At 67.0% G+C, this 24106-nt stretch carries 26 protein-coding genes; 17 read left to right on the top strand and 9 right to left on the bottom strand.

Going from position 1 to position 24106, the window contains the following annotated elements; genetic code table 11:
* Window positions 1-165: 165 nt before the first annotated feature.
* Entirely contained in the window at window positions 166-4452 is a 4287-nt protein-coding gene (locus ORV05_RS08415) for a DUF6531 domain-containing protein (RefSeq protein ID WP_268757876.1), read from the top strand.
* Window positions 4453-4462: 10 nt separating this feature from the next.
* A complete protein-coding gene (locus ORV05_RS08420) occupies window positions 4463-4918 on the top strand; it encodes an SUKH-3 domain-containing protein (RefSeq protein ID WP_268757877.1) in 456 nt (151 codons plus the stop codon).
* A 294-nt stretch (window positions 4919-5212) separates the two neighbouring features.
* Here the strand turns inward: ORV05_RS08420 and ORV05_RS08425 are convergent, their stop codons facing one another.
* The 3 genes from ORV05_RS08425 to ORV05_RS08435 all read right to left on the bottom strand — a co-directional run bounded on the left by ORV05_RS08425 (window position 5213) and on the right by ORV05_RS08435 (window position 6473).
* On the bottom strand, window positions 5213-5521 hold the full coding sequence (locus ORV05_RS08425) for a hypothetical protein (RefSeq protein WP_268757878.1): 309 nt from the start codon (window positions 5519-5521) through the stop codon (window positions 5213-5215).
* A 142-nt stretch (window positions 5522-5663) separates the two neighbouring features.
* Window positions 5664-6050 (bottom strand): hypothetical protein, encoded by a 387-nt coding sequence (locus ORV05_RS08430; RefSeq protein ID WP_268757879.1) that lies wholly within the window; start codon window positions 6048-6050, stop codon window positions 5664-5666.
* 24 nt (window positions 6051-6074) lie between these two features.
* Window positions 6075-6473, bottom strand: coding sequence for a hypothetical protein (locus ORV05_RS08435; protein ID WP_268757880.1), 399 nt, complete (start codon window positions 6471-6473; stop codon window positions 6075-6077).
* A gap of 45 nt (window positions 6474-6518) precedes the next feature.
* On the opposite strand from ORV05_RS08435, the gene ORV05_RS08440 reads away from it, so the two are divergent.
* From ORV05_RS08440 to ORV05_RS08450, 3 genes are all read left to right on the top strand, one after another.
* The gene (locus ORV05_RS08440) at window positions 6519-7109 is read left to right on the top strand and encodes a hypothetical protein (protein WP_268757881.1); all 591 of its coding nucleotides are present in this window, start codon (window positions 6519-6521) and stop codon (window positions 7107-7109) included.
* 88 nt (window positions 7110-7197) lie between these two features.
* Window positions 7198-7884 (top strand): TetR/AcrR family transcriptional regulator C-terminal domain-containing protein, encoded by a 687-nt coding sequence (locus tag ORV05_RS08445; protein ID WP_268757882.1) that lies wholly within the window; start codon window positions 7198-7200, stop codon window positions 7882-7884.
* A complete protein-coding gene (locus ORV05_RS08450) occupies window positions 7881-8279 on the top strand; it encodes a DUF4440 domain-containing protein (RefSeq protein WP_268757883.1) in 399 nt (132 codons plus the stop codon). Before ORV05_RS08445 ends, ORV05_RS08450 begins: the two co-directional genes overlap by 4 nt.
* A gap of 546 nt (window positions 8280-8825) precedes the next feature.
* On the opposite strand, the gene ORV05_RS08455 is transcribed toward ORV05_RS08450, so the two are convergent.
* A complete protein-coding gene (locus ORV05_RS08455; RefSeq protein WP_268757884.1) occupies window positions 8826-9860 on the bottom strand; it encodes an amidohydrolase family protein in 1035 nt (344 codons plus the stop codon).
* Window positions 9861-9994: 134 nt separating this feature from the next.
* On the opposite strand from ORV05_RS08455, the gene ORV05_RS08460 reads away from it, so the two are divergent.
* Together ORV05_RS08460 and ORV05_RS08465 are read left to right on the top strand one after the other, a co-directional pair.
* Window positions 9995-10312, top strand: coding sequence for an NAD(P)H-binding protein (locus ORV05_RS08460; protein ID WP_268757885.1), 318 nt, complete (start codon window positions 9995-9997; stop codon window positions 10310-10312).
* Entirely contained in the window at window positions 10303-10881 is a 579-nt protein-coding gene (locus ORV05_RS08465) for a Rossmann-fold NAD(P)-binding domain-containing protein (RefSeq protein ID WP_268757886.1), read from the top strand. Before ORV05_RS08460 ends, ORV05_RS08465 begins: the two co-directional genes overlap by 10 nt.
* A gap of 20 nt (window positions 10882-10901) precedes the next feature.
* Here ORV05_RS08465 and ORV05_RS08470 read toward each other — a convergent pair whose 3' ends face one another.
* Window positions 10902-11777 (bottom strand): NmrA family NAD(P)-binding protein, encoded by an 876-nt coding sequence (locus ORV05_RS08470; RefSeq protein WP_268757887.1) that lies wholly within the window; start codon window positions 11775-11777, stop codon window positions 10902-10904.
* Between the two features lie 69 nt (window positions 11778-11846).
* Here ORV05_RS08470 and ORV05_RS08475 point away from each other — a divergent pair, with 69 nt between their 5' ends.
* On the top strand, window positions 11847-12491 hold the full coding sequence (locus ORV05_RS08475; RefSeq protein WP_268757888.1) for a TetR/AcrR family transcriptional regulator: 645 nt from the start codon (window positions 11847-11849) through the stop codon (window positions 12489-12491).
* Here ORV05_RS08475 and ORV05_RS08480 read toward each other — a convergent pair.
* Both ORV05_RS08480 and ORV05_RS08485 read right to left on the bottom strand, forming a co-directional pair.
* Window positions 12424-12681, bottom strand: a complete 258-nt coding sequence (locus tag ORV05_RS08480) for a helix-turn-helix domain-containing protein (protein ID WP_268757889.1) — start codon at window positions 12679-12681, stop codon at window positions 12424-12426. The two genes, ORV05_RS08475 and ORV05_RS08480, sit on opposite strands and share 68 nt — an antisense overlap.
* Window positions 12682-12770: 89 nt before the next feature.
* Window positions 12771-13406 carry a cupin domain-containing protein gene (locus tag ORV05_RS08485; RefSeq protein WP_268757890.1) on the bottom strand — a complete coding sequence of 212 codons (636 nt, stop codon included), beginning with the start codon at window positions 13404-13406 and terminating at the stop codon, window positions 12771-12773.
* 307 nt (window positions 13407-13713) lie between these two features.
* Between ORV05_RS08485 and ORV05_RS08490 the strand changes: the two genes are divergently transcribed.
* The 7 genes from ORV05_RS08490 (at window position 13714) to ORV05_RS08520 (ending at window position 19800) form a co-directional block, all read left to right on the top strand.
* Entirely contained in the window at window positions 13714-14574 is an 861-nt protein-coding gene (locus ORV05_RS08490) for a methylenetetrahydrofolate reductase (RefSeq protein ID WP_268757891.1), read from the top strand.
* A 516-nt stretch (window positions 14575-15090) separates the two neighbouring features.
* Window positions 15091-15672: a sigma-70 family RNA polymerase sigma factor gene (locus tag ORV05_RS08495; RefSeq protein WP_268757892.1), complete on the top strand. Its 582-nt coding sequence runs from the start codon at window positions 15091-15093 to the stop codon at window positions 15670-15672.
* Entirely contained in the window at window positions 15669-16307 is a 639-nt protein-coding gene (locus tag ORV05_RS08500) for a hypothetical protein (RefSeq protein ID WP_268757893.1), read from the top strand. The genes ORV05_RS08495 and ORV05_RS08500 overlap by 4 nt, the downstream gene beginning before the upstream one ends.
* Before the next feature lie 88 nt (window positions 16308-16395).
* Window positions 16396-17994, top strand: a complete 1599-nt coding sequence (locus ORV05_RS08505; protein WP_268757894.1) for a beta-propeller fold lactonase family protein — start codon at window positions 16396-16398, stop codon at window positions 17992-17994.
* A gap of 66 nt (window positions 17995-18060) precedes the next feature.
* Window positions 18061-18795 (top strand): DUF1775 domain-containing protein, encoded by a 735-nt coding sequence (locus ORV05_RS08510; RefSeq protein WP_268757895.1) that lies wholly within the window; start codon window positions 18061-18063, stop codon window positions 18793-18795.
* Between the two features lie 31 nt (window positions 18796-18826).
* Window positions 18827-19378 (top strand): permease-like cell division protein FtsX, encoded by a 552-nt coding sequence (locus ORV05_RS08515; protein ID WP_268757896.1) that lies wholly within the window; start codon window positions 18827-18829, stop codon window positions 19376-19378.
* A 113-nt stretch (window positions 19379-19491) separates the two neighbouring features.
* Entirely contained in the window at window positions 19492-19800 is a 309-nt protein-coding gene (locus tag ORV05_RS08520; RefSeq protein WP_268757897.1) for a hypothetical protein, read from the top strand.
* Between the two features lie 370 nt (window positions 19801-20170).
* Here the strand turns inward: ORV05_RS08520 and ORV05_RS08525 are convergent, their stop codons facing one another.
* Window positions 20171-20578 (bottom strand): winged helix-turn-helix transcriptional regulator, encoded by a 408-nt coding sequence (locus ORV05_RS08525; protein WP_268757898.1) that lies wholly within the window; start codon window positions 20576-20578, stop codon window positions 20171-20173.
* 154 nt (window positions 20579-20732) lie between these two features.
* On the opposite strand from ORV05_RS08525, the gene ORV05_RS08530 reads away from it, so the two are divergent.
* Both ORV05_RS08530 and ORV05_RS08535 read left to right on the top strand, forming a co-directional pair.
* Window positions 20733-21686 carry an NADP-dependent oxidoreductase gene (locus ORV05_RS08530; RefSeq protein ID WP_268759737.1) on the top strand — a complete coding sequence of 318 codons (954 nt, stop codon included), beginning with the start codon at window positions 20733-20735 and terminating at the stop codon, window positions 21684-21686.
* A gap of 106 nt (window positions 21687-21792) precedes the next feature.
* A complete protein-coding gene (locus tag ORV05_RS08535) occupies window positions 21793-22164 on the top strand; it encodes a putative quinol monooxygenase (RefSeq protein ID WP_268757899.1) in 372 nt (123 codons plus the stop codon).
* A 96-nt stretch (window positions 22165-22260) separates the two neighbouring features.
* Here ORV05_RS08535 and ORV05_RS08540 read toward each other — a convergent pair whose 3' ends face one another.
* Window positions 22261-24036 carry an amidohydrolase gene (locus ORV05_RS08540; protein WP_268757900.1) on the bottom strand — a complete coding sequence of 592 codons (1776 nt, stop codon included), beginning with the start codon at window positions 24034-24036 and terminating at the stop codon, window positions 22261-22263.
* Window positions 24037-24106: the final 70 nt, after the last annotated feature.

A 24106-nucleotide genomic window follows, 5' to 3' on the forward strand; every position in this document is an offset into this window, starting at 1 on the left:
AGCTCTCCGCATCCAACGGCGGGGGCGACCGGATCGGTCGTGTTGGGCCGTTTGGAGCAATTTCGGCGCGGCCCGGGCAGTTGCTGGAACCCGATTGGTCGCCGTGTGCATCAATTGTTCAGGCATGAAGCCGAGGAGGCCGCGTCCGCAGCCCGGGGGAAGATCATGAGTAATCCGCTGGTGGCCCAGAAGCAGGATTCGACGACCTGGCATTCCGGCATCAACGTCCTCGACGACGCGGCCGGGGTCTATCAGGGGGTTCAGTCCGGAAGCTGGATCGAGGGCGGGATCGCCGCTCTGGGTACCGGGATGGACCTGCTGACCATGGCGATGAACCCGGTCGGCACACTGATCTCCTACGGGTTGAACTGGTTGATCGAACACGTCAAACCGTTGAAAGACGCGCTCGACCAACTGGCCGGGGACGCCGACCAGATCGCCGCTTACTCCCAGACGTGGAAGAACGTCGCCCAAGCGGTCCAGCAAGCGGGTAAGGACCTCGCCGCTACGGTGGAGAAGGACACGGCGAACTGGTCGGGCCAAGCCGCCGACACCTACCGCGCCAACCTCAAGAACAAGATCGGTCACATCAACGCCGCATCCACCTGCGCGGAGACCATCGCCATCGTGGTGCAGATCGTCGGCGTCATCACCGGCGCGGTGCGCGGCATCGTGCGGGACATGGTCACCCAGGCCATCGGTGACTTCATCCAGGACGCCCTGGAGGAGGTCTGCTCCCTGGGCCTGGGCACTCCCGTCGTGGTCGCGCAGGTCGTCGAGCAGGTCTCCGCGTGGATGGAAAAGATCGGCGCGGTCATCAAGAAGCTCATCAACTCCGTCGAGAAGTTGCGGCCGATGATGAGCAAGCTGGAAGAGATCTTCGCCGCCATCAAGAAGGTCATGTCTGCCCTCCACGGCCGCCCTGGCGAGGCAGAGCCTCATCTCCCCGGCGAAAGCACCCACGCCTCCTCCGCCCACGACACCCCGGCCAGTCCGAACCCGGAAACTCCGCTGGGCAGCCATACCACGGATGGCACCACCCCCTCCGGGACCGAACCCTCGTCCGGAGGGATCAAGGACAATATCGGCGAACCACGGGACAACGCCGTTCCCGCCGACCAGCTCAAGTGCGCGCAGGACCCGGTGGACGTGGCCAGCGGGCGAATGGTCATGGCGCAGACCGACGTACAACTCCTCGGCGTCCTTCCGGTGGTGCTCCGGCGTGTCCACCTTTCCTCGTACCGCGCCGGCCGGTGTTTCGGCCCGAGCTGGGCATCCACTTTTGACCAGCGGCTCGAAATCGAGGACGAGACCGTGTACCTTGCGGCCGACGATGGCACGTTGCAGTCCTTCCCCAATCCGGCACCGGGATTCACGTCCCTTCCGGACGAAGGGCCTCGGCGGCTGCTCGAGCGTGCCGAAGACGGCGGATACCGCCTGACCGATTTCGAGCAGCGCGTAATGCTGTGTTTCGAACCCGACGGACCGGTACGCCGGCTGGCCTCCATCACTGACCGGAACGGGAACCGGGTCGAGTTCCAGTACACCGGTTCCGGTGCTCCCACGGAGATCCGGCACAGCAGCGGCTACCGGATACGAGTCGAGTGCGACGGAGATCTGGTCTCCGCGCTGCACCTTTGCGACAGCGGCGATGGTGACGACCTTCTCCTCATCTGGTACCGCTACCAGAATGGCAGGCTCACGGAGGTCGTCAACTCCTCCGGGCGACCGCTCCGCTTCGACTACGACCCCACGGGCAGGGTGACCGGCTGGACGGACCGGAACGGCGGCTGGTACCGCTATTTCTACGACGGTGCCGGACGGGTGGTGCGCACCGAGGGGCCGCAGGGTGCGGTCAGCGGAACGATGGAATACGACCTGGAAAACAGGGTCACGTATTCCGTCGACTCACTCGGCGGCCGGACCGCGTTCCACCTCAACGAGGCGAAGCAGGTGGTGCGGGAGGTGGACCCGCTCGGTAACGAGACGCGGTTCGAGTGGGACCGTTACGACCGCCTGCTGTCCCGCACCGACCCGCTCGGAAGAGTCGAGCGCTACCGCTACGACGAGGACGGGAACCTCACCACCATCACCCGTGCCGATGGAAGCCAGCACCTGTTCGAATACAACGAGTTCCGGCTCCCGGTGACCAGCGTCGGGCCGGACGGCGCGGTCATCCGGCGAGAATTCGACGAGCATGGCAACGTTACGAAGGTCGTCGATCCGGCCGGCAACGCGACCGAATTCGCCTATGACGAGCGAGGCGGGTGGACGGTCGGCGGCGGTTTGGCCTGGCGTGGTCTGCCGGACGGCTCGGTCGAGAAATGGGTCTACGACGGCGAAGGGAATTCCCGGGTCTACACCGACCCGATGGGACGCCCGACCCACACCGAGTACACCCATTTCGACCTGCCGAGCGTGGAGCGGCGCCCCGACGGCACCACCCTGGAGTTCACCTACGACACCGAACTTCGGCTGATCGGCGTCACCAACGAGCTGGGTTTGCAGTGGCGGCGTGAGTACGATCCGGCCGGAAATCTGGTACGTGAGACGGACTTCAACGGCCGGACGATCGCCTACCGCTATGACGCCGCCGGACAGCTGGTTGAGCGGGTCAATGGCGCGGGTGAGGCCACGCGTTTCACCTACGACGCTCTCGGCAACCTTGTCGAGCGCCGCAACGCCGCGGGTGTGGCGACCTTCGGCTACGATCCGGCCGGCCGACTGGTTTACGCGAACGACGGTGCCACCGCACTGTTCTTCCAGCGGGATGCGCTCGGTCGTGTCCTCACCGAGACCTGCAACGGGCACGCTGTTGTCTCCAGCTATGACGCACTCGGGCGGCGAGTCCGGCGACGCACACCGTCCGGGGCCGAGAGCCGCTGGGAGTACGACGCCAACGACCAGCCGGTCGTGCTGCACACCGCCGGGCGGACCCTGCGGTTCACCTACGACCCGGCCGGACAGGAGTTGCAGCGGCATATCGGCGCCGGTGTCGTACTCGCGCAACGGTGGAACGCCAATCGGCAGCTCGTCAGCCAGACGATCGCCGGGTCGTCCGGACGCCTGCAGCATCGCTCGTACACCTATCGTGCGGACGGTTTCCTCGCCGGGATCGATGATGGCCTGGCCGGGCGCCGGTCCTTCGACCTCGATGCGGTCGGCCGCGTCACCGCGGTCACGGGCGCGGAGTGGCGCGAGAACTACCGCTACGACCGGGCCGGGAACATCACTGGTGCGTCGTGGCCCGCCGACCCGGCAGATGGCGACTTGCTGGGCGAACGCCGGTATGACGGCACCCTCGTCCAGGAGGCGGGAACGACCCGATACCAGCGCGACGCCCAGGGACGGGTGGTGCTGCGGCAACGAAAGCGGTTGTCGCGCAAACCGGAGACGTGGCGGTACTTCTGGGATCCCGACGATCGCCTGGTCGGGGTCCGCACGCCGGATGGCACCAACTGGCGCTACTCGTACGATCCACTGGGACGGCGCATTGCCAAGCAGCGACTCGGCGCCGACGGGCATGTAGTGGAGCAGATCGACTTCAGGTGGGACGGTGTCGTGCTCGCCGAGCAGGCACATCGGACGGGCTCCGATGACGTCCGTGTGACGGTCTGGGACCACGAACCCGACCGGTTCACGCCGGTGACCCAGAACGAGCGCTCCTGGTCGGGAAACTCGTCACAGGAATGGTTCGACGAGCAGTTCTACGCCATTGTCACCGACCTTACCGGCACCCCATCCGAACTGGTGGACGAGCGGGGTGCCATAGCCTGGTTCCGCCGCGCCAATCTGTGGGGAAGAACGATCACGGAAAGCATGGCGGGCGCCGCCGCTACCCTGTTGCGGTTTCCCGGCCAGTACGCCGATCCGGAAACTGGTTTCAACTACAACTACTTCCGGCACTATGATCCGGACACCGGTCACTACGTGAGCGCCGATCCGCTGGGATTGGCGGCGGGGCCGCACCACTACCGCTATACGGTCAACCCGCTGCAGTTCATTGACCCTCTCGGGTTGGTCTCCTGCACCCTCAATGACTACGCCGACAGTCTGCGCGGGTCGAACCAGGCGAGCACTCCCCGTGTGGCGTCGGAATACACCACGCCGTCCGGCCAGAAATATCGTGCTCACAACCGGGAAGGGGTGCCGATCCCGGACCATCTGCGCAACGAAATGGAGCAGATCGCCCCACTGAGCAATCGGCACGGTGCGTGTGCGGAGGTCAACGCCCTGTCGAAGGCATACCTGGGTGAACGGGCCGCGGCGATCGCGGCCGGGAAGACCCCGGAAGAAGCCGACGCGCTGGCGCGGCAAGCTATCCGTGGTGGGAACATGGAGTCGGTGCGGGTGCGGCCGAGTGGGAGCCCGGTGAACTCCCATGGCACACCCATCGACCCGTGCCCGCCATTCTGTACGCCGTTGTTGCGAAGGCTGGGAATCAGCTGGTAGGAGCGTAACCGTGGGAGTTTTCGACAACCTGTCGCCTGGTGTCACTCGCGCACTGGAGGCGAGTGGCTGGAGCGCGGGAAGGCGGGTTTCGATCGACGGATGGAACCAGGTGCTGGCGAACGAGGGGTTCTTCCTCTCGGAGCCGGCGGCAGAGATACTGCGTTCACTCGGTGGGCTGGAGATACGGCCGGGAGCGGACGGTCCCTATGCCCACCCGCTACTGTTCGAGCCGGTGCTCGCCGGCAGTGGTGCGTACGATATCGCGGAAGAATTCGAATCCATGTTCAAGCAGCGATTCTATCCGATCGCGGAATGGATATCCAACGCGTGCGTCTTCGTCGGCGAGGCCGGCAAAGTCGTTTCGTATGACGACATCGAGTGGCTCGACATAGCGGACGACTTCGGCGCGGCTTTGGAGGTGTTCCTGCTGGGCGCACGCCGGCCTCGCGTGATCAGGGAGAACTGACTGGAAGATCGGCTATGGGGCCGATGGCCGCGCACACCGCGGGACTGCCGCAAGCAGCGGCATCGGCGTCGATGAGATTGACCAGGTCCGAGATGGATCTCGACCTGGTCTCCATCCACACCCTCATCCCCAAAATTCAGATCTTCTATTGTCGCCAGGGCTTCCTGGAGACACCAGACGACCTGCGGTACGCCCTGCCAGGTAATTCTCCGATTCTGGTCGACCGGCGGACGGGCGAAGCTCACATGACGGGGAATGCGCGCGACGTGACGTACTACGTGAGAGGGGTGCTCATCAGACGGCCTCAGCCGGTGACCACATAGGGACCACTGTGCTAAGGGCCGTCTCGGGGTCATGCACCCGGCGATGGGCCTCTTCCCGCCGCAACAGTTTCTGAACACCCTGAGCCAGGCTCTCAGCCCACTCGTCCAAGCCGGGCAGCAAACCGGGGCCCGATGATCGCCTGGTGGCAGTCTCGGTGGTGACGACGACATTGCCCAGAATCGAGTTCGCCTGCACCACGGAACCACAGACCACACCGCTGACCTCATTGTGCGCGACCGCGGGCGAGTGCTTCGCAACACCGTCATCGCGTTCCCCCACGCCCCCATGGTCGCAGAGGTCCGTTCGCGACAAACCGCCACCGCCGCACCCAACCCGCCAACGGTAGGCGATGCGACGGCCACGATCACGACAACGTTCCGTCACCCGTTCTGCGTGCGACCACATCGGGCCGTGAAACGCCTCAGGACGCCGCGACCAGTGCCTGCGGGGCGGCCTGCTTGACGCGCGTGACCAGCCACCGCAGTTGCCGGGTGAGGTCGTGCTGCGCGGACTCCACCGTGGCGACCAGTTCCTCGTCCCGCAACGCCCGCCCCGCCTGCCCGACCACGGTCCAGGTGAGTTCGGCCAGGGACGCGAGGGTGTGCAGTTCCTGAAGATCCCGCAGCAGGCCCAGCCCGCCCCGGCTGCCCTGGGGCGGTTCGGTGTGCAACCGCTCGGGTTCCTCCGAGCGTCGCGCGGCGTAGCGCTCCATCAGCGGCGGGAGCGCGGCGAGATGGCGGTCGTTGAACCGCGCGAGGGTGTGGCAGATTTCGGCCACGTCCGGCTCGTCGCCGTGCGCGTCGGCCACCTTTCGGAACGACGGCCTGCCCGCTCAGCTCTCGAATTCCAGCCGTTCCCACGCCAGCGCCGTTCGCCAGTCCTCGCGCTGGAATGCCCAGCTCTGGACGGTGCTCACGACGGTGTCGAATGCGGGTGAGAACGCGCTGTCCCACGGCGAGTCGTCGCTGACGACGGCGCGGAAATGTGCTTCCGGCCCACCTTCACGGAATTCGACGAGATACGCGCGCCCCTGGTCCGGGTCGACTCGTTCGTCGAGGCGCACCTGGAGGTAGTGATCACCAGGATCGTCGTCAAGGCGCTCGACGATCACGAACGGCACACTCAGGTTCATGTCCGCGAGGAGGTCGTGCAACTGCGTCTCGGAAGGACCTTCGATGGTCCGGTGGGAATCCGTCGCAACGATTCGCGGCGCTGTCGGCTGTTCGAGCACCCGAGCAGGATATCTTCGGGAACGGCCCGTGCCACAATACCGTTCATGACCGGGGAAGGTCTGCTCGCGCGGCAGGACGCGCTGCAGGAAGAAGCCGAAGCCGTGCACCAGGATCTCGGACTCGACCGGCTCGGGGAACTGGGGAAACCGGTCCGGGTCGGCAGTGCCGCACTCGGCCTGATGGTGCGGCGCGACCTGGACCTCACGGTGATCTGCCCGGCGCTCGACGACGAAACCGCGGACGCGGTGGCCCGGCTCGGGGCGCACCTGATCGGCCACCCCCTGGTGCGCGTGGTCACCCTGCGCGACGACACCGGGCACTGGAACACCGACCCCGCCTATCCGGACGGACTGTACCTCGGCGTGAAATACCGCTCGCCCGAAGGAAAGGACTGGAACCTCGACATCTGGTTCGTCGACGAACCAGCACGCCAGCCCGACCTGGCGCATCTCGAAACCTTCCCGCCGCGGCTCACCGACGAGACGAGGAAGACCGTTCTCGCCATCAAGAACGCGTGGGCGGACAACGCGGGCTACGGGTCGGAGGTCACCGGCTACGACATCTACACCGCGGTTCTCGACCATGGCGTCCGTTCTCCCCGGCAGTTCGAAGAATGGCGCCGCGCGAGGCACTGACAGGCTCAGCCCGGCCCGGATTCTCGTTCAGCGCACCGTGCGGGAAGCGGCGTTCGGCTGCCGAAGATCTGACTGGTACGGTGTTCGTGTGTCACGAACGGGGTTCGAGAGGCAGCGCACCGCAGCCCGCGCGAAGGGGCGGCAGGTCCTGTCCAGGCCGGAGGTACTGGCCGCCGCGGCGCAGCTGCTGGACGAATCCGGCATCGAGGGTTTGTCGATGCGGGCACTGGCCAGATCGCTCGGTACCGGGCCGGCCACCCTGTACTGGCATGTGCGCGACCGCGACGAACTGCTGACCGCGGTGCTGGACGAGACACTTCGTCACATCGACGTACCGATGGACGGCCCCTGGCAGGACCGCCTGGTGCTGCTGGCGGAACGGATGCGGGCGGCGTTGTTGCCGCGTCCCGCGTTGATCGAGGTTCTGTGGCACCGGGACTGGCAGCTGGGGCCGGTGACCTTGGGCCTGGCAGACGCCACAGTCGGTTTGGTGGCCGAGAGCGGGCTACCGGACGAAGATGTGGCCGACGCCTATCTGGCCGTGCTGTGGTTCATCCTCGGATTCATCTACGCGGAGTCGCAAGCCGCGGCCAACACCGGGTTCCCGCCGCAGGCGGGGGCCGACGACGAGCCAGCGCGCTACCCCAATCTCGTCCGCTACAGCCCCAATACGGACCTCGCCGCGATGCACCGTCGATTCGTGGCCGGGCTACGTCAGCTTCTCGCCGGCATCGAGGCGAGGACCCACCACACCGATCGAGAGGCTTTATCGTGAACGTTTCGACCCCGGCGACCGACGCGGTGATCGCCGCGGACCGGCGTTTCTTCGAAGCATTGTTGGCTGCCGACCGCGCCGCGCTCGACGCACTGCTCGATCCCGAGTTCGTGATCGTCGACGTCGCCGCCGGTGATGTCACGGCCCGCGCCGAATTCCTGCAGTTCGTGAGCGATCGAATCGTCCGGTTCACCCGGATCGACCAATTCCTCGACGAGGCGCTCGTGCGGCGATTTGGCGCGACCGCCATCATCGTGGGCCGTACCGCGATGGAATTCGGTCTGCCCGACGGCACGCAGGTCACCGCGGCCAGCCGGTACACGCATGTGTTCGTCTCCACCGAAGAGGAGTGGCATTTGGTGTCAGCGCAGGGAACGGCCATCGGCGCGTCCTAGTGCCTCTGTTGGAAACGGGGACATTCGGCGTCCGGGCGTAAGAATCGTCCGGTGCAGGCGGTCGGTCGCGTGCCGAAGGGCGGGTCACGGGATCCGGGTCGCGCGAGCTGTTGTCGGCAGGGTCCGAACTCGACCGGATCGCGTGCTGGCGGACAAGGCGTACAGTTCTCGCGCTAACGGTGTTCACGGCTGACGATAATGGCTGACTGGGATTCTGGATGAGCATTGGTGGATCGCGGTTGGCGGGACTGATCGAAAAGATCATCTCCGTATCGCCGGAGGAACGTGGAGATATTCGACTCGCAGTCGATGAAATGCTATGACATTGCACCGGTGTTCGACATTCCCGAAATAAGCCTTGATCCTTCAGAGGCTTCCCATGTTGAACAGTCAGAGAGTTCCTTGGACAGGTGCGGTGATGTGGTGAGTAACCTCTGACTATCCGTGGGCCGCTCATGCCGGTCGAACCTATGTGAGGCAAGGGGTGCAATGAGCGGACATCTGGTCGAGCCGAACCGCGACGAAATTCCACGGCCAACGTGTTGACTACGCGCCGTGCAGCCGGAAGAGGCGTTCCGCGTTGAGGTGGGTGATCTTTTCCCGTTCTTCGGGTGTGAGGTCGAGTTCGTGGAGGAACTGCCGGGTGTCGTCGAGGTGGCGGTAGGGGTAGTCGACGGACCAGATCAGTCGGTCGAGTCCGATCACGGCCCGGATGAAGTCGAACTGGGGGTGGTGGAACATGCCGCTCGGGGTGATCCAGACGTTGGAGCGGTAGATCTCGGTGATCGTTCGCGACAGCCCGGTGTCGCCTGGGGAAAGGATGTCGTCGAGGCGGCTGAGGTAGAAGGGGACCATCTCGCCCCAGTGGCCGCTGATGACCTGCAGGTCGGGGAGGCGTTCGAAGACTCCGGCGAGAATGAGCCGCAGGACGTGTATCCCGGCTTCGTGGTGCCAGCCCCAGGCGGCCAGGGAGAGTTCGGCGCTCACTTTGTCGTTGAACCCCGCGTAGTAGGCCTGCTGGACCTGCGGGACCGGATAGAAGGGGTGCACGTAGAGCGGCACTCCTAGCGCGGCGATCCTGTTCAGGACGGGCTGGTAGACGGGATCGTCGAGGAAGCCGGAACCGGGGCGCCCCATGATCAGGACCCCGCGCAGGCCGAGGTCGGTCACGGCGCGGTCGAGTTCGTCCACGGCGGCGGCGGGGTTTTGCCATGGCAACGCCGCCAGTCCCTGGAGCCGGCCGGGGTGGTCGGTGACCGCCTTCGACAGCCTGTCGTTGGCCGAGCGGCACAGGGTGATCGCCTTGTCCTCGGGGACCAGCTGAATCGGACTGGTCCAGGAGACGATCTGCATGTCGATGCCGTGCTCGTCCATCCGTCGGATGCGGCCCGGCCCGAGGTCGGCCCCGAGGCGGAGCGCTTCCTGGATGTCGACGGCGGGCCGTCGGTCAGGACCTGGTCGGACGGGGGAGGAGCTGGAGCTCTGCCAGCGCATGTACGGCGCTTCGCGGGCGAGGACCGGGCCGGCCGATTCGACGATCGCCTGATCGACCGCGTGCTCTTCGATGCAGATCAGCGTCATGGATCTTCCCTGCTACGAGTTGGATGTAAACTAAACTGTACCGTATACGTTCGCTGGGCGGGAGTGCCGGAAAGCCGGGCCGTGAGCAGGACCCGCCGGGTAACCCGGATTTCGTTCGATTCCAAGGAGCTCACATGATCGTTGTCACGACACCGACCGGCCGGATCGGCAGCTGCCTCGTCCGGCGGTTGCTCGACCGGCGGTGCGCGGTCCGGGTCATCGTCCGCGAGCCCTCGCGTCTGGACGGGGGCGTCGCCGAGCAGGTCGAGATCGTCCAGGGGGCCCATGACGATCCGGCGGTGCTGGACAGGGCACTGCCCGGGGCCGACGCACTGTTCTGGCTCGTTCCTCCGAACCCGGCCGCGCCGAGCGTCCAGGAGCACTACCGCACCTTCGCTCGAGCCGGGCCGCGGCCGTCCGGCGCCACGGTGTCGGCCACGTCGTGGGTGTGAGCAGCGCCGGGCACGGTTGGCCTGCCCCGGCGGGCGTCCTGTCCGCGGCATTCGCCATGGACGCCGAGTTGGCGAGGTCGGGCGCGGCCTACCGGGCCGTGTCCCCGCCGTTCTACCTGGAGAACCTGCTGGGGCAGAGTGCCGCGATCCGCGGGGATGGCGCGTTCTTCCTGACCTATGCCGCCGACCGGCCGCTCGCGTCCGTCGCGACGCGGGACATCGCCGGTGCCGCCGCCGACCTGCTCGCCGACCTGTCCTGGACGGGGCAGGAGAACCTGCCCTTGTTCGGTCCGGACCGGCTTTCCCCGGCCGGTATGGCGGAGGTGATGAGCCAAGTGCTGGGACGTCCGGTGGTCTACCGTCGCACCAGCGTGGACGACTTCGCGTCGATGTGCCGCTTCCAGGGGGCGAGCGAGCAGGCCGTCAAGGACATGAGCGAGGCGTTGGCGGCTCAGGACGCCGGCATCTACGACGCGGACTGGGTGACCGCGAAGATCGCGACGACGGACTTTCGGACCTGGTGCCGGGACGTGCTCAAGCCCGCGGTGGATGCGAAAGCGATGGCCTGAAGGCCGGCGGCGGCGCCTGCTCATCCGGTCACCGCTGGTTTGACGGTTTCCTGGGCGAACTGGCGGAAGGTGGTGGGTGTGGTGTTTTCGGCAGTGCGTTGTGTGGCGTTGTTGATGCCGCGTTCGCCGGCGATGTCCATGTCGATGGTGGATTGGGCCATCGCCTCGGAGAAGCCGCGGCCGATGAGGAATTGTTTGATGGCGGCGCGGTCTCCGGGCTGGAAGCGGATGGGTGTGCCGAGAACGTCGGTGAGGGTTTCGGCGATGTCGCGGTAGGAGAGGTCCTCGCCGCCGAGGACTTCGACGGTGTCCTGCCCGGTCCAGGTGCGGTCGAGGAGGTACCGGGCGGCGAGTGCCGCGATGTCCTTCGTCGCGATCCAGGGCATGGTGAAATCGGCGGGATGGGTGCCGGAGATGACGCCGTTTTTGATCGTGGGCACCTGCCGGAGGATGTTGTCCATGAAGGTGGGCAGGGCCAGTGCGCGCACGTGCGCGCCGGTGCTGCGGAAGAGGTCCTCCATGGCGTGCGAGGCGGAGATGTGCCCGGCGTAGATCTGCGATCCGCGCCCGAGTGCGGAGATGATCACGACACGGGGCACCGCGTGGTGTACGACGGCGTCGGCGCCCGGGATGGAGGCGGTCACGTACGCCTCGTAGGGGCTGCTCGCGGTCGCGGCCGACGGCATCAACCAGAACAGTGCGTCAGCGCCGTCGAGGGCGTGGTCCAGGACGTCGCGGTCGCGGTGCGATCCGGTGACGATCTCGGCTCGTTCGCGTACCTCGGCGGGCAGTCTGCCGGGGTCGCGGGCGATGAGGCGGACCGGTTCGCGCTGCGCCAGCAGCGTGGCGACGAGCTTGCCGCCGATCTGTCCGGTCGGGGCGGTAATCACAATCATGGATGATGACTCCGATCAGCACAGGAACTGAAGTAAACTCTACTGTACCGTATACTTGAGGTGGATGTCATGGCCCGACGCGGGGAAGCACTGCGTGCGCACATCCTCGACGCGGCGAAGCTCGCGTTCCTGGAGTCCGGCTTCGAACGGACCTCCATGGATGCGATCGCGGCGCGCGCCGAGACGTCGAAGCGTTCCCTGTACGCGCACTTCCCAACCAAGGACGCGCTGTTCCTCGCGGTCGTCGAGCGCATCCGTGCCCTGTTCGGCGAGCGGATGCGCACGCCCGCCGAATACGCGGGGCAGCCGTTGGAGGCGGTCGTGCAGTACTGCGGGCGCTTCCTGCAACTGTTGCGCTGGTCCTCGGTCGGGAAGATGGTCCGTCTCGGCATCGCCGAGGCGGAACGGCTGCCGGATCTGGCGGCGGGGCTCTACGACGTCCTCTTCGGACTCACGGTTCGCGATCTCGCGTCACACCTGGTGACCGCGTCGGGGCTCGCGGCCGACGAGGCAAAGGTGGTGGCGAACGAGCTGATCGGCCTCACGATCCACCCGCTGCTGCCCCGCCTGCTGTTCGGAGTCGAACCCCTCACGGAGGAGACGCCGGAGGAAACCCGCCTCGCGGAAGATGTGGACCTCGACAGAATCAGGCGTCTCGTCGGCATCGTGTTGCCTCCTCCGCCGGCGACGCCTTCAGGCTCACGGAAGGCGTGACACCGTAGGCGTCGGCCGCCACGAGTTCGCGATGAGCCCGGCCGAGCCGGATCCGCCGCAGGTACTCGTGCGGGGTTTCGTCGAGCGCGCGACGGAACCCCAGTTCGAGGGCCCGGACGGTGACACCGAGGTGGCGGGCCAACTCGCCGACGTTGAACACCGCCGCCGTCTCGTCCTCGATCAGCCGCATCGCCGACCACACCGCTTTGCTCGGAGCCGCACGGTGGGCAGGCTTGGTGGGAGCGCTGAGATCGTGCTCCAGGCCGAGCAGGACCGCGCTCAGCGCGTGCTCGGAGAGTGCAGCAACCCGTGGGGTACGGCGGCGACGTCGTCGTACCGTCCGAACGTCTCGGCGAGCAGCCTGGCGGCGCTGTGGACGACGTAGCCCTGCTCCAGCGGCAGCACCTGGTGCACGAACCGCGGTGGCCGCGCCGAGTCCCGTTCGCCCGTCAACCCGCCCGCCGCACGGGCAAGCGAGGAGGTTGTCACGCGGAGCAAGAGGACGTCGCAGTCGGCGCTGAACTCGGCGAGGAAGCGCCCGTCCGCCGCGATCACGACCATCGACTCCCCGGCCCACGCCTCGACGACCTCGCGCCTTCGCCAGACGCGCATCCGTCCCGACAGCGGTATCACCACCCCGACGTATCGAGAATCGGCCTGCCGGTCGATGATCACCTTCGCGCCGTAGCTCATCCGCCCGACCCCGACGGAGCCGGTGTCGGCGTAGAAGGCTCGCGCGCGGACGTCGTCGCGGTCACTGAGGCGGGCACGCAGCCGGCCCGGTGACATGAACCGGCTGATCTCCAGCTCCGCGACCTCGAGGTCGTGTGTCTCGTACCGCTTGTAGGCGGCGAGCGATCGCAGTACGGAGTCCTCGGCGCGCGGTTGGTGAGCGACGTCAAGCGTGGCAGTCATACGGCTCTCCCCGATGTCGATGCCTGGTCCGCGCTCGAGCCCAGGTCACGGATTCTGACGCGTCTGCGAATCCAGGAGCGCTCCGGCCAGGGCGATAGCCACCGAACGAAGTGACCAGGTGCATTAGGCGAACCCGCCGCACCACGCGAACGGCCGCGAGGGCTCACCGGACGCGTGCGTGCTCGTCAGGCGGCGCTGACCGCTTCGCCTGGTGGCTCGCGGGCGCGTTCCCGCGCACCTAGCGTGTCACATCGCGGCCCGGCCGTACGACGGGCCAGGAAACCGCTTCCAATCGAGAGGACGCCGGATGACCGCCGAGCAGCCTGCCACCTACCCAGACGTCGATGAGCGGCTTCTCCCACTGCTGAACGAGGCGACCATGGAGGTCGTTCCCGTGAAGGGCGCGCAGGCGCAGATCCTGGCGACGTCCCAAAACGCCACCGTCGCGGTGACCTGCTCCCCGAAGTTCGGGCTGGGGCGCACCCTGGAGCACTGCGCGATGGCGGCGAAATCCGGACGGCGCGTCGTCCCCCATCTCGCGGCGCGCATGGTGGCGGATCGCGCGTCGCTGCGCGACTTCGTGCGGCGCCTCGCGGACCTGGGCGTGACCGACCTCTACGTCGTCGGCGGCGACGCCACGACTCCCGTCGGCCGGTATCGCGAGGCCGCCGAGTTGCTCGACGACCTGTCGTCGATGGAGCACCCGTTCACGCGGATCGGCATCGCCTGCTATCCCGAGGGGCATCCGCACATCGACGACGACCGCCTGTGGGAGGCACTGCTGCGCAAGCAGGATGCGGCAGGCTACCTGGTCAGTCAGATGTGCTTCGACGCCGCGACGCTCACGTCGTGGCTGAGGCGGGCGCGAGAGCGCGGCGTGTCACTGCCGATCCGCATCGGCATCGCCGGACCGTTGAAGGTCCCCAGGCTTACCGAGCTGTCACTGCGCATCGGGGTCGGCCGGTCGCTGCGCTTCCTGGCCAAGCAGCACGGACTGGTCGGCAACGTCCTCATGGGACGGACCTACGACCCGGCTCCCCTCGTGCGGGCGGTGCTCGCTGCGGAGCCGGAGCCGGGCAGCGACATCGAGGGACTGCACGTCTTCACCTTCAACCAGGTGCCCGTCTTCCAAGCCTGGCTCCGCACACAGGCTGGAGCCACGGCATGACCGAGGCCCCGGCTCCCTTCGCCTACGCCCCGCAGTCCACCGGCAGCGCGAATTCACCGAGGCGTTGACGTGGCCGCCGAGTCACCGACGGCAACGCGATCGCAGGTCGGATCCGAGAGGTACTGGCTAGCGTAGGGCGCCTGCGGGTTCGGGCCGGTCAACCATCTCCCCTTTGGGGTTCAGGCGCGGTGGTGGTGGCGGCGTCGACAGGTGCCCCGTCGCCACAGTCATCCGGACGCCGAAAACGGCTCGCATTCCCCGCCACCGGCGCGGGACACTGACGCGGCCGAACTCGACCGCCGCTTTCCGGCTCTTCGGGGACGCGAGGTTGACCGCTGCGGCGGTCACCCGCCGATTGGGTATCCAACCCATCGGTGCCCACGAGGCGGGCGAACCGGTCAGCCGCCGCTCGACCGCCACCCGTGACTACTCAAGTAGATTTTTCGGTACGCCATTTCAACACCGCGCCACGGCGCTGCGTATCCCCTTGGTGAACAGGCACGGAGGGACCGATTCATGGGTGTGCGGACAAACCGCCGGGGGGACGCGAAGGTGACCGACGCGGACGGTCCGCCGGAGTCACTGCGGACCGAACGGGACGTCGAAACGGCTTACGCCCGTTATGGCAACGAACTGTTCGGGTTCGTCCTGAACGCGGTGCGGGACCGTCCCCTCGCCGAGGAACTCGTTCAGGAGATCTTCTTCCGAGCCTGGCGCGCCTCAGCGCGGTTCGACCCGGCGGCGGGCACGCTGCGGACCTGGTTGTTCGCGATCGCCCGGAACAGCGTGGCGGACTCGGCCCGCCGCCGTTCCGTCCGGGCCCGCGTGGAACAGACCGGCCGGAGCGACCGGCCGGACGGGCCGAATCCGGCGGACCCCTTCGATCGCCTGCTCACCGCGATCCAACTCGACGAGGCGTTGCAGCGCCTGAGCCCGGAGCACCGCCAAACGGTGGTCGAGGTCTACTACCACGGCCGCACCTGCGCCGAACTCGGCGGCGAACTGGGCATCCCGGCGTCCACCGTGCGCAGCCGCCTGTACTACGGGGTCCGCGCGCTTCGCCTGCTCCTGCAGGAGAACGGGGGACTGGTCTCATGAATCCGGCGTGCGCGGCCCTGCGCCCTGAACTGGCCGAAACCCTGATGCTCGGCCGCCCGCTGACCTTCGTGCAGCGACGGCACCTGGCCGGCTGCCCCGGCTGCGCCCGCGAGGCCGACGAGATCCGGGAGGTCGTGGCCACGCTGGATCAGGCGGAGGGCTTCCCGCGAACCGCCGGACCGGCGCCCGGGCCGGTGGAGGCGGCGGGCGGACTCGGACCGCGCATCGCCGCGGACATCCGCCGGAAACGTGTCGCCGGCACCCGCAGGCGCCGCGCCTTGGCCGTTTTCGCCGCCGCCGCGGCCATTCTCGGAGCGCTGGTGTTCACGCCGGTCCTCGGCCGGGGCGGGCCCGAGCCCGCGCACCCGGTCGCGCTCGCCCGCGAGGGCAGGATGATCCCGCAACCCTGGGGCACCGAGGTGCCGATCACGCTGACCGGCCTCGACCAGGGCAAGACGTATCGCCTGATGACCGCCGACGCGACCGGGAACACGATGCCCGCGGGCACCGTGCGCGCGGAGTCGGATCAGCCCCTGCACACGCACATGGTGACCGCGATGAACCGCGCGGCCATCAGGCTCCTCATCGTCGCCGACCAGGACGGCCGGCCCGTGGGGCAGCTACCCGTGGCCTGAAGCCCTTTCGCCCCTCCATCCGTTCCACCGAATCCGTGGGCCGGCCGGTGAAGTCTGCCCGGAAGAAGTACCGAGAGAGGAAGTGAGCATGTCGCGCAAACGCCGGGCCCGAAGGGCCCTGGCCACCCTGGCCACCCTGGCCACCCTGGCCACCCTGGCCACCCTGGGGACTGTGGCGGCGGCCGTGGGCGTGGTGTCCGCGTCGTCGGGCGGCATCGAGGCCGCCGCCGCGCCGGATCCCGCGTCGGCGGCGGAGGCCGCCTATCAGCGGCCGATCCCGGTGTCGTCCCAGGACCGGGTATACACCGCCGACCAGACGTCCAACACGGTCACCGTGATCGATCCGTCCAGCGACAAGGTGCTGGGCACCATCGCACTCGGGGCGCAGCGCCTGTCCAACACGCTCAACCCGCAGTACCTGCGGGACGAAAACGTGCACGGGTTGGCCTACTCGCCGGACCACCGCGAACTGGCCGTGGTCAGCATCGGCAGCGACACCGTCGACATCGTGGACACCGCCACCAACAAGGTGCTCAGCCACACCGACGTCGGCCGTTCCGCACACGAGGGCTGGTTCACCGCGGACAGCAGGCAGTTCTGGGTCGCCGATCGCGGACGCAACACGGTGACCATCGTCGACGCCGTCCACGGTGGGGTGATCACCACTGTCGACGTGGGCGACAACCCGTCCAAAGTGGTCATGAGTCCGGACGGGAAACTGGCCTACGTCAACCACTTCACCGTGCCCGAGATCACCGTGATCGATGTCGCTTCGCGCCGCGTCGTCGGCCGGATCACCGGTCTCGCCGACTCGCTGGCCTCGGACCTGGCGATCTCGCCCGACGGCACACAGCTGTGGGTTCCGCACAAGCGAGCCGGCAAACTCACCGTGGTGGACCTGGTGCACCGCAGGGTGCAGGCGGTCCTCGGCACCGGGCCGGACACCAACCACCCGAACTTCGCCCGGAGCGCGACCGGCACCTACGCCTACCTCACCGTGGGCGGCCTCGACGAGACCCTGGTCTACCGGCTCACGCCCGCCGGCGCCCCGCCGCTGACCGCGACGATCCACGACCACGGTCTCGCGCCACATGGCATCTGGCCCAGCGGTGACGGCACGCGGATGTACGTCGGCATGGAGAAGTCGGACCAGGTCGACGTCATCGACACCGCCACCAACCAGGTGACCGGCACGATCGGCGTAGGCCAGGAGCCGCAGGCGCTGGTCTACGTTCCCGGCGCCGCCCCCGGTGGCGGAGCGCCGAACCTGGCCACCCAGGGGCTCGGTCAGCAGGGGCACGACATCCCCACCACGCTGCCCGACGGTTCGGACGGCGAGACCATGAATCCGGCCCAGGGTCGGCACCTCGAGGCGACCGTCCGTCCCGTCGCCGGGCTGGACATGATCGACCTGCAGGCCCGCGGGCTCGCCGCGAACACCACGTTCGAAGCCGACAGCGTCGGCGCCGACGGCGGCGAGACCGCGGTGGTCACCTTCACCACCGACGCGAACGGCAACGCGCCGCAGGTACTCGCGTTCGCGATGTTCGACGGCAAGAGCATTTCGATCAAGCCGATCGGCAGCACCGACCGGCCCGCCTCGTCGACCGGTAACGACCTGGCCGCCGGGATGGGCGGGAAGGTGGTCACCGCCGCCGATCTCTTCTACTGCGACTGCTGCTGCTGATCGAGACTCCGGGGTGGACGCGCGCCGCGTCGCCGTCCACCCCGGCCGAACCGGGAGGACACCGCTGTGAACCGTTTTCCGCGTATCGCGGCGCCGGTAGCCGGTGCCGCGGCCGCCCTGGTCCTGCTGGCCGGATCGGCGCAGGCGCACGTCCGGGTGCGGGCGCCCCAGGCCGTCGTCGGGATGCCCGCGACCCTGCAGTTCCGGGTGCCCAGCGAGGAACAGGTCGCCGGCACGATCCGGCTGTCGCTGACCGTGCCCGCCGACCTGACGGTGACCGGGATCGACCCGGTGGGCGGCTGGACCGCCACCCCGGGAGCGGGCTCGCACGAGATCACCTGGACCGCCCAGCCCGGACATCCGCTCCGGCCCGATCAGGTGGCGGATTTCACCGTGCACGCCGGGCCGTTGCCCGATCACCCGTCGCTCGGCTTCGTCCTGGTCCAGACCTATTCCAACGGTGACACGGTGGCGTGGAACCAGATCCAGGCCGGGCCGGGCGCGCCGGAGTTCCCCTCGCCCGTGCTGACCGTCGCGGGTGCCTCGGCCGGTGCCCAGCCCGATCTCGCGCCCGGTTCCGTCGCGGCTGCGCAGGAACCTTCCACCGAGAACGCCCCGGTGGCCGGGCCCGCGGTGCTACCCGTGGCCCCCGCACCGGCGGCGAGTCCGAACCCGTTGTGGTACGCGGGTGGTGCGATCCTGCTCGTCCTCGGCGGGGGCGGGGGAGTTCTGCTCGGTCGCCGACGCCGCTCGACACCACGCATTCGACGAGTACCCGGCTGGGCAATCAAACGGCGGTAGGGCCGGTGGTCGCCTCCGCTAGGGTGTCGTCGTGGACGAAGCCCCGAGAGCCGATCCTTTCCCGCGCCGCCGTTTTCTCCTGGTGGCGCTCGCCGCGATTCTTGTCGTCGCGGGCACCGTGGTGTTCCTGTTGTGGCCGGATGACGACACCGCCGCTGGCCCGTGGACACCGGCCCCGGTGCTGCCCATCGCGGGACACGATGTGTGTGCGGACCAGATTGTGATCAGGGTCGAGTCCGACGCGCAGATGAGGCGGATCGCGGAGGTGCTGCACGATGATCACCGGGTGGGCAAGGTGTACACCGAGACCAAGGATGAGGCGTACCAACGGTTCCTGAAGATTTTCAAGGACGAGCCCAGATTGCTGGCGGGTGCCCGGCCGGAGGCTCTGCCCGCTTCGGCGACGGTCGTGCCGTTCGGGCAGGTCGACCTGAGGAAGTGGGCCGTCGAGTTGTGGAGCACCTTCCCGGAGGCGAGTTCGATCGAGCCGATGATCTGGGCCGAGATCAGGGCCACGCAGGCGGCCCGCTATGGCACGGCGGACCTGAGGCCACCGTGCCCGCCCAGCGGCGAATACCATTGAACACACTCAGGACCGGTCAGTCGCGAAATTCTGGTGGAGCGTGTCGCGGGCCGGGGCAGCACGGTGGCTGTCCGCTGAGGTCGGTGCGGCCAAGTCGTCGCCTCAGGCGCGCGATGTCGAGCGTGTTCTCTCTTATTCCCGGTGATATTTTAAACACCCCGTCCTCTCGGGCCGAAGCGGCGCGGATAGGCAACCAACAGCTCGGAAAAGGGAAGATGGTCCAGGCGTGCTGCCATCTCGGAGAGACTGCAGAATTCATTATCGTGGATGCGATACAACAGTTGGGGTACGCGGCGGAAACCGGTGATGTGGAGCGGGTGGCACGCCTGCTGCGGGAGGGCGTCCCGGTTGATGCCGGAAACACCGTCGGTCGGCCCCGCACCGCTCTCGACCGGGCCATTTGGGCGGAGCAAACGGGGTGATCGCTCCTTGCCGGACGGTGCAAGATCACGGCTGCCTGCCGTCGGCGGTTCCAGTGGCTCAGCAGCATTTTCAATGATGCCTTCGAAAATCGTAGACCGATCTAAGGAATGTGTATCTTTGCAAGAAACTCTGAGGCGCTCGATGCTTGACGAGCTGACCGGGGCACGACGATCATTCGATGGCGGAAAAATCTCTGTCGTCGATTTCGAGGTGCGACTGGAGAGGCTTGTTCTGAAGTTCGAAGACTGGCTGGCTCGCGCTCGACGGGAGTGAGGTGCGCTCGACCCTGCTCGGCCGCGACCCCGCCCCAGAGCCGCTCATCGGCACGAGTACCCCGGCGGTCGGGACGGCCGCCGGGCTGTGGTGTTGTCAGTGGTTGGTTGTGGTCTCGCTGGCGCAGGATGCCGCCGTTGCTCCGGTGCGTGCGGCGTTGTCGATGTTGTCTTCGACCCAGCTGCGCAGCATGCGAAGGGGCACGGCCGCGCTGTGTCCGAGTTCGGTGAGGGAGTATTCGACGTGTAGTGGCACGGCGGGGTAGACGGTGCGATCGAGGAGGCCGAACTCTTCCAGGCGCCGCAACGTCTGGGTCAGCACTTTCGGGCTGATTCCCTGCAGGTGCCGCTGGAGCTCGCCGAAACGCTGGGGACCGTCCTCGAGCGCGCCGATGGCCAGGGCGGACCACTTGTTCGCCAGCAGGTCCAGCATGGCCCGGCAGGGGCACTGCGCGGCGTAGACGTCGTGGTCGGAGTGCTGCCCGGTCAGGCATACGGTAGTCATGACAAGCCCCTCACCTGGATGCTTCCCGTTGGGAAGTTCTAGCCCTTGCGGGTAACTATATCCCTGGAGATACGTTTCGCGTGTCACGGGGAAGACAGTTCCGGTCTTTCCGGGCAGCTGAATCCAGGGAGAGAAACCAGTGTCCGACACAACGATGCGCGCCGTCCTGCAACACAGCATCGGCGGCCCCGACGTGCTGTCGGTGGAGCAAGTACCGCGCCCCGAACCGCTGCCGACCGAAGTCCGGGTCAAGGTGCACGCGGCCGGTATCAACCCGGTGGACTGGAAGACCCGGGCCGGGGCCGGAATGGCGGGCGTGCTCGGCGAGCCACCGTTCATCCTGGGCTGGGACGTCTCCGGCACCGTGGACAAGGTCGGCTTCGGCGTCACCACCCTGAAAGAGGGCGACGAGGTCTACGGCATGCCCTGGTTCCCGCGGGTGGCGGGCGGCTACGCCGAGTACGTCACCGCGCCGGCCCGGCAGTTCGCCCGCAAGCCCGCCAGCATCAGCCACGAACAGGCCGCAGCGGTGCCGCTCGCCGCGCTCACCGCCTGGCAGGCCCTGGTGGACACCGCGCACCTCCAGCCCGGGCAGCGCGTGCTGATCCATGCCGCCGCCGGCGGCGTCGGGCACCTCGCGGTCCAGTTCGCCAAACACCTCGGCGCCCACGTGATCGGCACCGCCCGCGCCGACAGCCACGACTGGCTCACCACGCTCGGCGCGGACGAGGTCATCGACTACACCACCGTCCGGTTCGAGGACGCGGTCACCGACGTCGACACCGTGATCGACCTGGTCGGCGACCACCACGACAACACCAGCACCCGCTCACTACAGGTGCTGCGCCCCGGCGGGCTCCTCGTCGCCATCCCCGCCGGCGTGTCACTCGAACTGGCCGCCGCGGCCGAAGCGAAGGGCATGCGCGTGACACCGTTCCTCGTCGAGCCCGACGGGCCCGCACTCACCACCATCGGCGCCCTCATCGACTCCGGCAAGGTGACCGTGCAAGTCGAAGAAGTGTTCCCGCTCGACCAGGCCGCCCAGGCCCACACCCGCGGCGAATCCAACCACACCCACGGCAAACTCGTCCTCCACGTCGCCTCCTGAACCCCAGCCGCAGAACCCTGGGAGAACACCCGAAGTTCCACGCACACGCCGCTTTGGCAGTGCAAGGTCCAGGCACGCAAACGATTCGGAAGAAAGGCATGGCCCGATGAGCGAACAGGACAATGCGGCAGACCCGCAGCAGCGAGTAGCCGACCTGTGGACGAGTGCCCAGCCAGGTGTACCGCTGTTCATGAACGTCACCCTGACCATCCAGCCCGAACGCCGGGAGGAGTTCCTGGCGGCCCTGCGCGAGGTGCTTCCCAGCGCGCGGGCCGAGCCGAACTGCATCTACCTGCACGTCGGTCAATCCATGACCGAACCCGACGTCTTCGTTCTTTCCGAAGGGTGGCATGACCTCGCGGAGTATCGCGACGTCGTTTTACCGAAGCCCTACTTTCAGACCTACCTGCAGATCAGCGAGAGCACCTATGCCCGGCCCCGCATCGTCGTGCCACTCCTGCCGGTCGAACCGATGTGAGACGGGCGCACCCGGAGCCGGCGAGGGGGCGGTTCCGGTCCTGCGGGAAACGGTGACGGTCGGCACATCGAGCATGGCAGCATAGGAGCTGCTTTTTCACCATTGCGGGACCCGGGTGGGCACTCTCTCCCCGTCCGGGGCCGCAACCCTCCTGCTGGCCGCAGCGGTGGGACTCCCCGCCGAAGCCTGTGCGTAGACCAGGTTGCCGTCGACATAGGTTTCGAGGACCTGCACGCGGTCGAGACGGGCATTGGGTTCGAAGATGTCGCGGTCGAGGAGCACGAGGTCGGCGAAGTTGCCTTCACGCAACATGCCGGCCTCGCCCTCCCAACCGCCGGCGTAGGCGGAGCCGGATGTGTAGGCCGCGAACGCAGTGTCCAGGTCGATCCTCTGCTCCGGATAGAACGGATTGACCTCGGGATCGGTGTACGGTTCCGTCCGATGGACTGCGACATGCATCTCCTCTAGCGGATTAGCACTGGTGACAGACCAGTCGCTACCGCCGGCGAATCGGGCACCCGCCTTCTTGAGTGACCCGAACGGATACTGCCAGGGATGCAGTCGCCGGGGCAGGATCGGAATCGTGTAGTCGTCCATCTGCTTTCCGTGGCTCGCCCACAGCGGCTGGATGTTGGCTATCGCGTTCAAACTGCTGAAGTGGGCGATATCGTGGGGGCTGACGATTCCCAGATGTGCGATCTGGTGGCGGCCGTTGCTGCCCGCTTCCCGGGCGACCCGGATGGCTTCGAGTGCATCGTGCACAGCGCGGTCCCCGATCGCGTGGAAATGCATGGCGAAGTCGTTGTCGTCCAACGCGATCTTCCTTGCCAGATCGCGCAGAAGCTCCAGGGGAATGAAGGTCGGACCGGCCCACTCTTTGGGGTGGTGGTCATCGCCCAAATACGGCATACTGAGTGCGGATTTACGACTTTCGATGATTCCGTCGAGGAAGATCTTGATCGACTCGACCCGATAGGTGCCGTGAAACGGATCGGCCTCGTGTCTCATCTTGCTGAACTTCCTGAGCTTGTCGCCGCACTTGGTCTCGAGTTCGTCACTCCAATTGGTGTCGAGAGACAAGGGAAGGGCGGCGGTCACTCGGCCGTGGAGCCTGCGCTCCTGTGCGGCCTTGAGATATTGATGATGCACCGTGTCGGAGACGAGGGCGTCCTGCCAGCCGGTTATCCCCCATCTGTGCAACTGTTTCTGGGCTTCCTCGAGGCCGTCTTGCCAGTCCTTTTCCGACGGTGGCGAAAGCTCTTTGGCGAGAGAGCTGACCAAACCCGCCGGTCCTTCGAAAAACATACCCTTTTGCCAGTTTTCCCAGTCGGGATCCTTGTCGTCCCACCATGACGCATTCTTGAAATGTTGTTCGATCAGTGTCAGCGCCGCGCTGTTGACCCAGGTCGCGTGCCCGTCCCGAGCGTCGAGGCAGATCGGTCGTTCGTTCCGCAGCTTCGCGTCGAGAATCGTCTTGTCGGGCCACTGCCCGGAGGTGAAGGTGCCCATGGTCCAGCCCGCGCCGATAATCCACGGATGGTCTTCACGGGTTCCGGCACGCCCATGGGCGTAGTCTCTTATTTTTTGTATGTATTCATCTTCTGTCCGGCAGTCGTGGAGATTGCATTGGATCATTTTCAGGCCGCCCTCGAGGGCATGGATGTGCGCATCGTGGAAACCGGGGATGAGTAGGCCTTGCCGGTGGAGATCGACAATGCCACCCGGCGGCGCCGTGTACTCGGGTGGCACGTCACCAGGGCCGATCGCTGCGATGTGCCCATCCGTGACGGCCAGGTAACCCGGTTCCAGACGAGGTCGGGTGGGATCGCCGGTCTGGATGGCGGCGTTGGCGAAGATGAGATCTACGAACATGAACATTACTTCCGACGTAGGGTTGCCGGGTCCAGGAGACCGGCCTTGTGAGTGGTGAATGGAGGCTGAC

Source organism: Amycolatopsis cynarae (assembly GCF_026802195.1).
In the GTDB taxonomy this organism is placed as follows: Bacteria; Actinomycetota; Actinomycetes; order Mycobacteriales; family Pseudonocardiaceae; genus Amycolatopsis_E; species Amycolatopsis_E rhizosphaerae.

Excerpts from the sequence above, each read along its gene's own strand:
- ORV05_RS08460 (WP_268757885.1), top strand. The coding sequence starts at position 9,995 with ATGATCGTTGTCACGACACCGACCGGCCGGATCGGCAGCTGCCTCGTC.
- ORV05_RS08415 (WP_268757876.1), top strand. The coding sequence starts at position 166 with ATGAGTAATCCGCTGGTGGCCCAGAAGCAGGATTCGACGACCTGGCAT.
- ORV05_RS08475 (WP_268757888.1), top strand. The coding sequence starts at position 11,847 with ATGGCCCGACGCGGGGAAGCACTGCGTGCGCACATCCTCGACGCGGCG.
- ORV05_RS08480 (WP_268757889.1), bottom strand. The coding sequence starts at position 12,681 with ATGCGGCTGATCGAGGACGAGACGGCGGCGGTGTTCAACGTCGGCGAG.
- ORV05_RS08455 (WP_268757884.1), bottom strand. The coding sequence starts at position 9,860 with ATGACGCTGATCTGCATCGAAGAGCACGCGGTCGATCAGGCGATCGTC.
- ORV05_RS08470 (WP_268757887.1), bottom strand. The coding sequence starts at position 11,777 with ATGATTGTGATTACCGCCCCGACCGGACAGATCGGCGGCAAGCTCGTC.
- ORV05_RS08500 (WP_268757893.1), top strand. The coding sequence starts at position 15,669 with ATGAATCCGGCGTGCGCGGCCCTGCGCCCTGAACTGGCCGAAACCCTG.
- ORV05_RS08540 (WP_268757900.1), bottom strand. The coding sequence starts at position 24,036 with ATGTTCGTAGATCTCATCTTCGCCAACGCCGCCATCCAGACCGGCGAT.
- ORV05_RS08440 (WP_268757881.1), top strand. The coding sequence starts at position 6,519 with ATGACCGGGGAAGGTCTGCTCGCGCGGCAGGACGCGCTGCAGGAAGAA.
- ORV05_RS08535 (WP_268757899.1), top strand. The coding sequence starts at position 21,793 with ATGAGCGAACAGGACAATGCGGCAGACCCGCAGCAGCGAGTAGCCGAC.
- ORV05_RS08525 (WP_268757898.1), bottom strand. The coding sequence starts at position 20,578 with ATGACTACCGTATGCCTGACCGGGCAGCACTCCGACCACGACGTCTAC.
- ORV05_RS08490 (WP_268757891.1), top strand. The coding sequence starts at position 13,714 with ATGACCGCCGAGCAGCCTGCCACCTACCCAGACGTCGATGAGCGGCTT.
- ORV05_RS08485 (WP_268757890.1), bottom strand. The coding sequence starts at position 13,406 with ATGACTGCCACGCTTGACGTCGCTCACCAACCGCGCGCCGAGGACTCC.
- ORV05_RS08530 (WP_268759737.1), top strand. The coding sequence starts at position 20,733 with ATGCGCGCCGTCCTGCAACACAGCATCGGCGGCCCCGACGTGCTGTCG.
- ORV05_RS08520 (WP_268757897.1), top strand. The coding sequence starts at position 19,492 with ATGTCGAGCGTGTTCTCTCTTATTCCCGGTGATATTTTAAACACCCCG.
- ORV05_RS08505 (WP_268757894.1), top strand. The coding sequence starts at position 16,396 with ATGTCGCGCAAACGCCGGGCCCGAAGGGCCCTGGCCACCCTGGCCACC.
- ORV05_RS08495 (WP_268757892.1), top strand. The coding sequence starts at position 15,091 with ATGGGTGTGCGGACAAACCGCCGGGGGGACGCGAAGGTGACCGACGCG.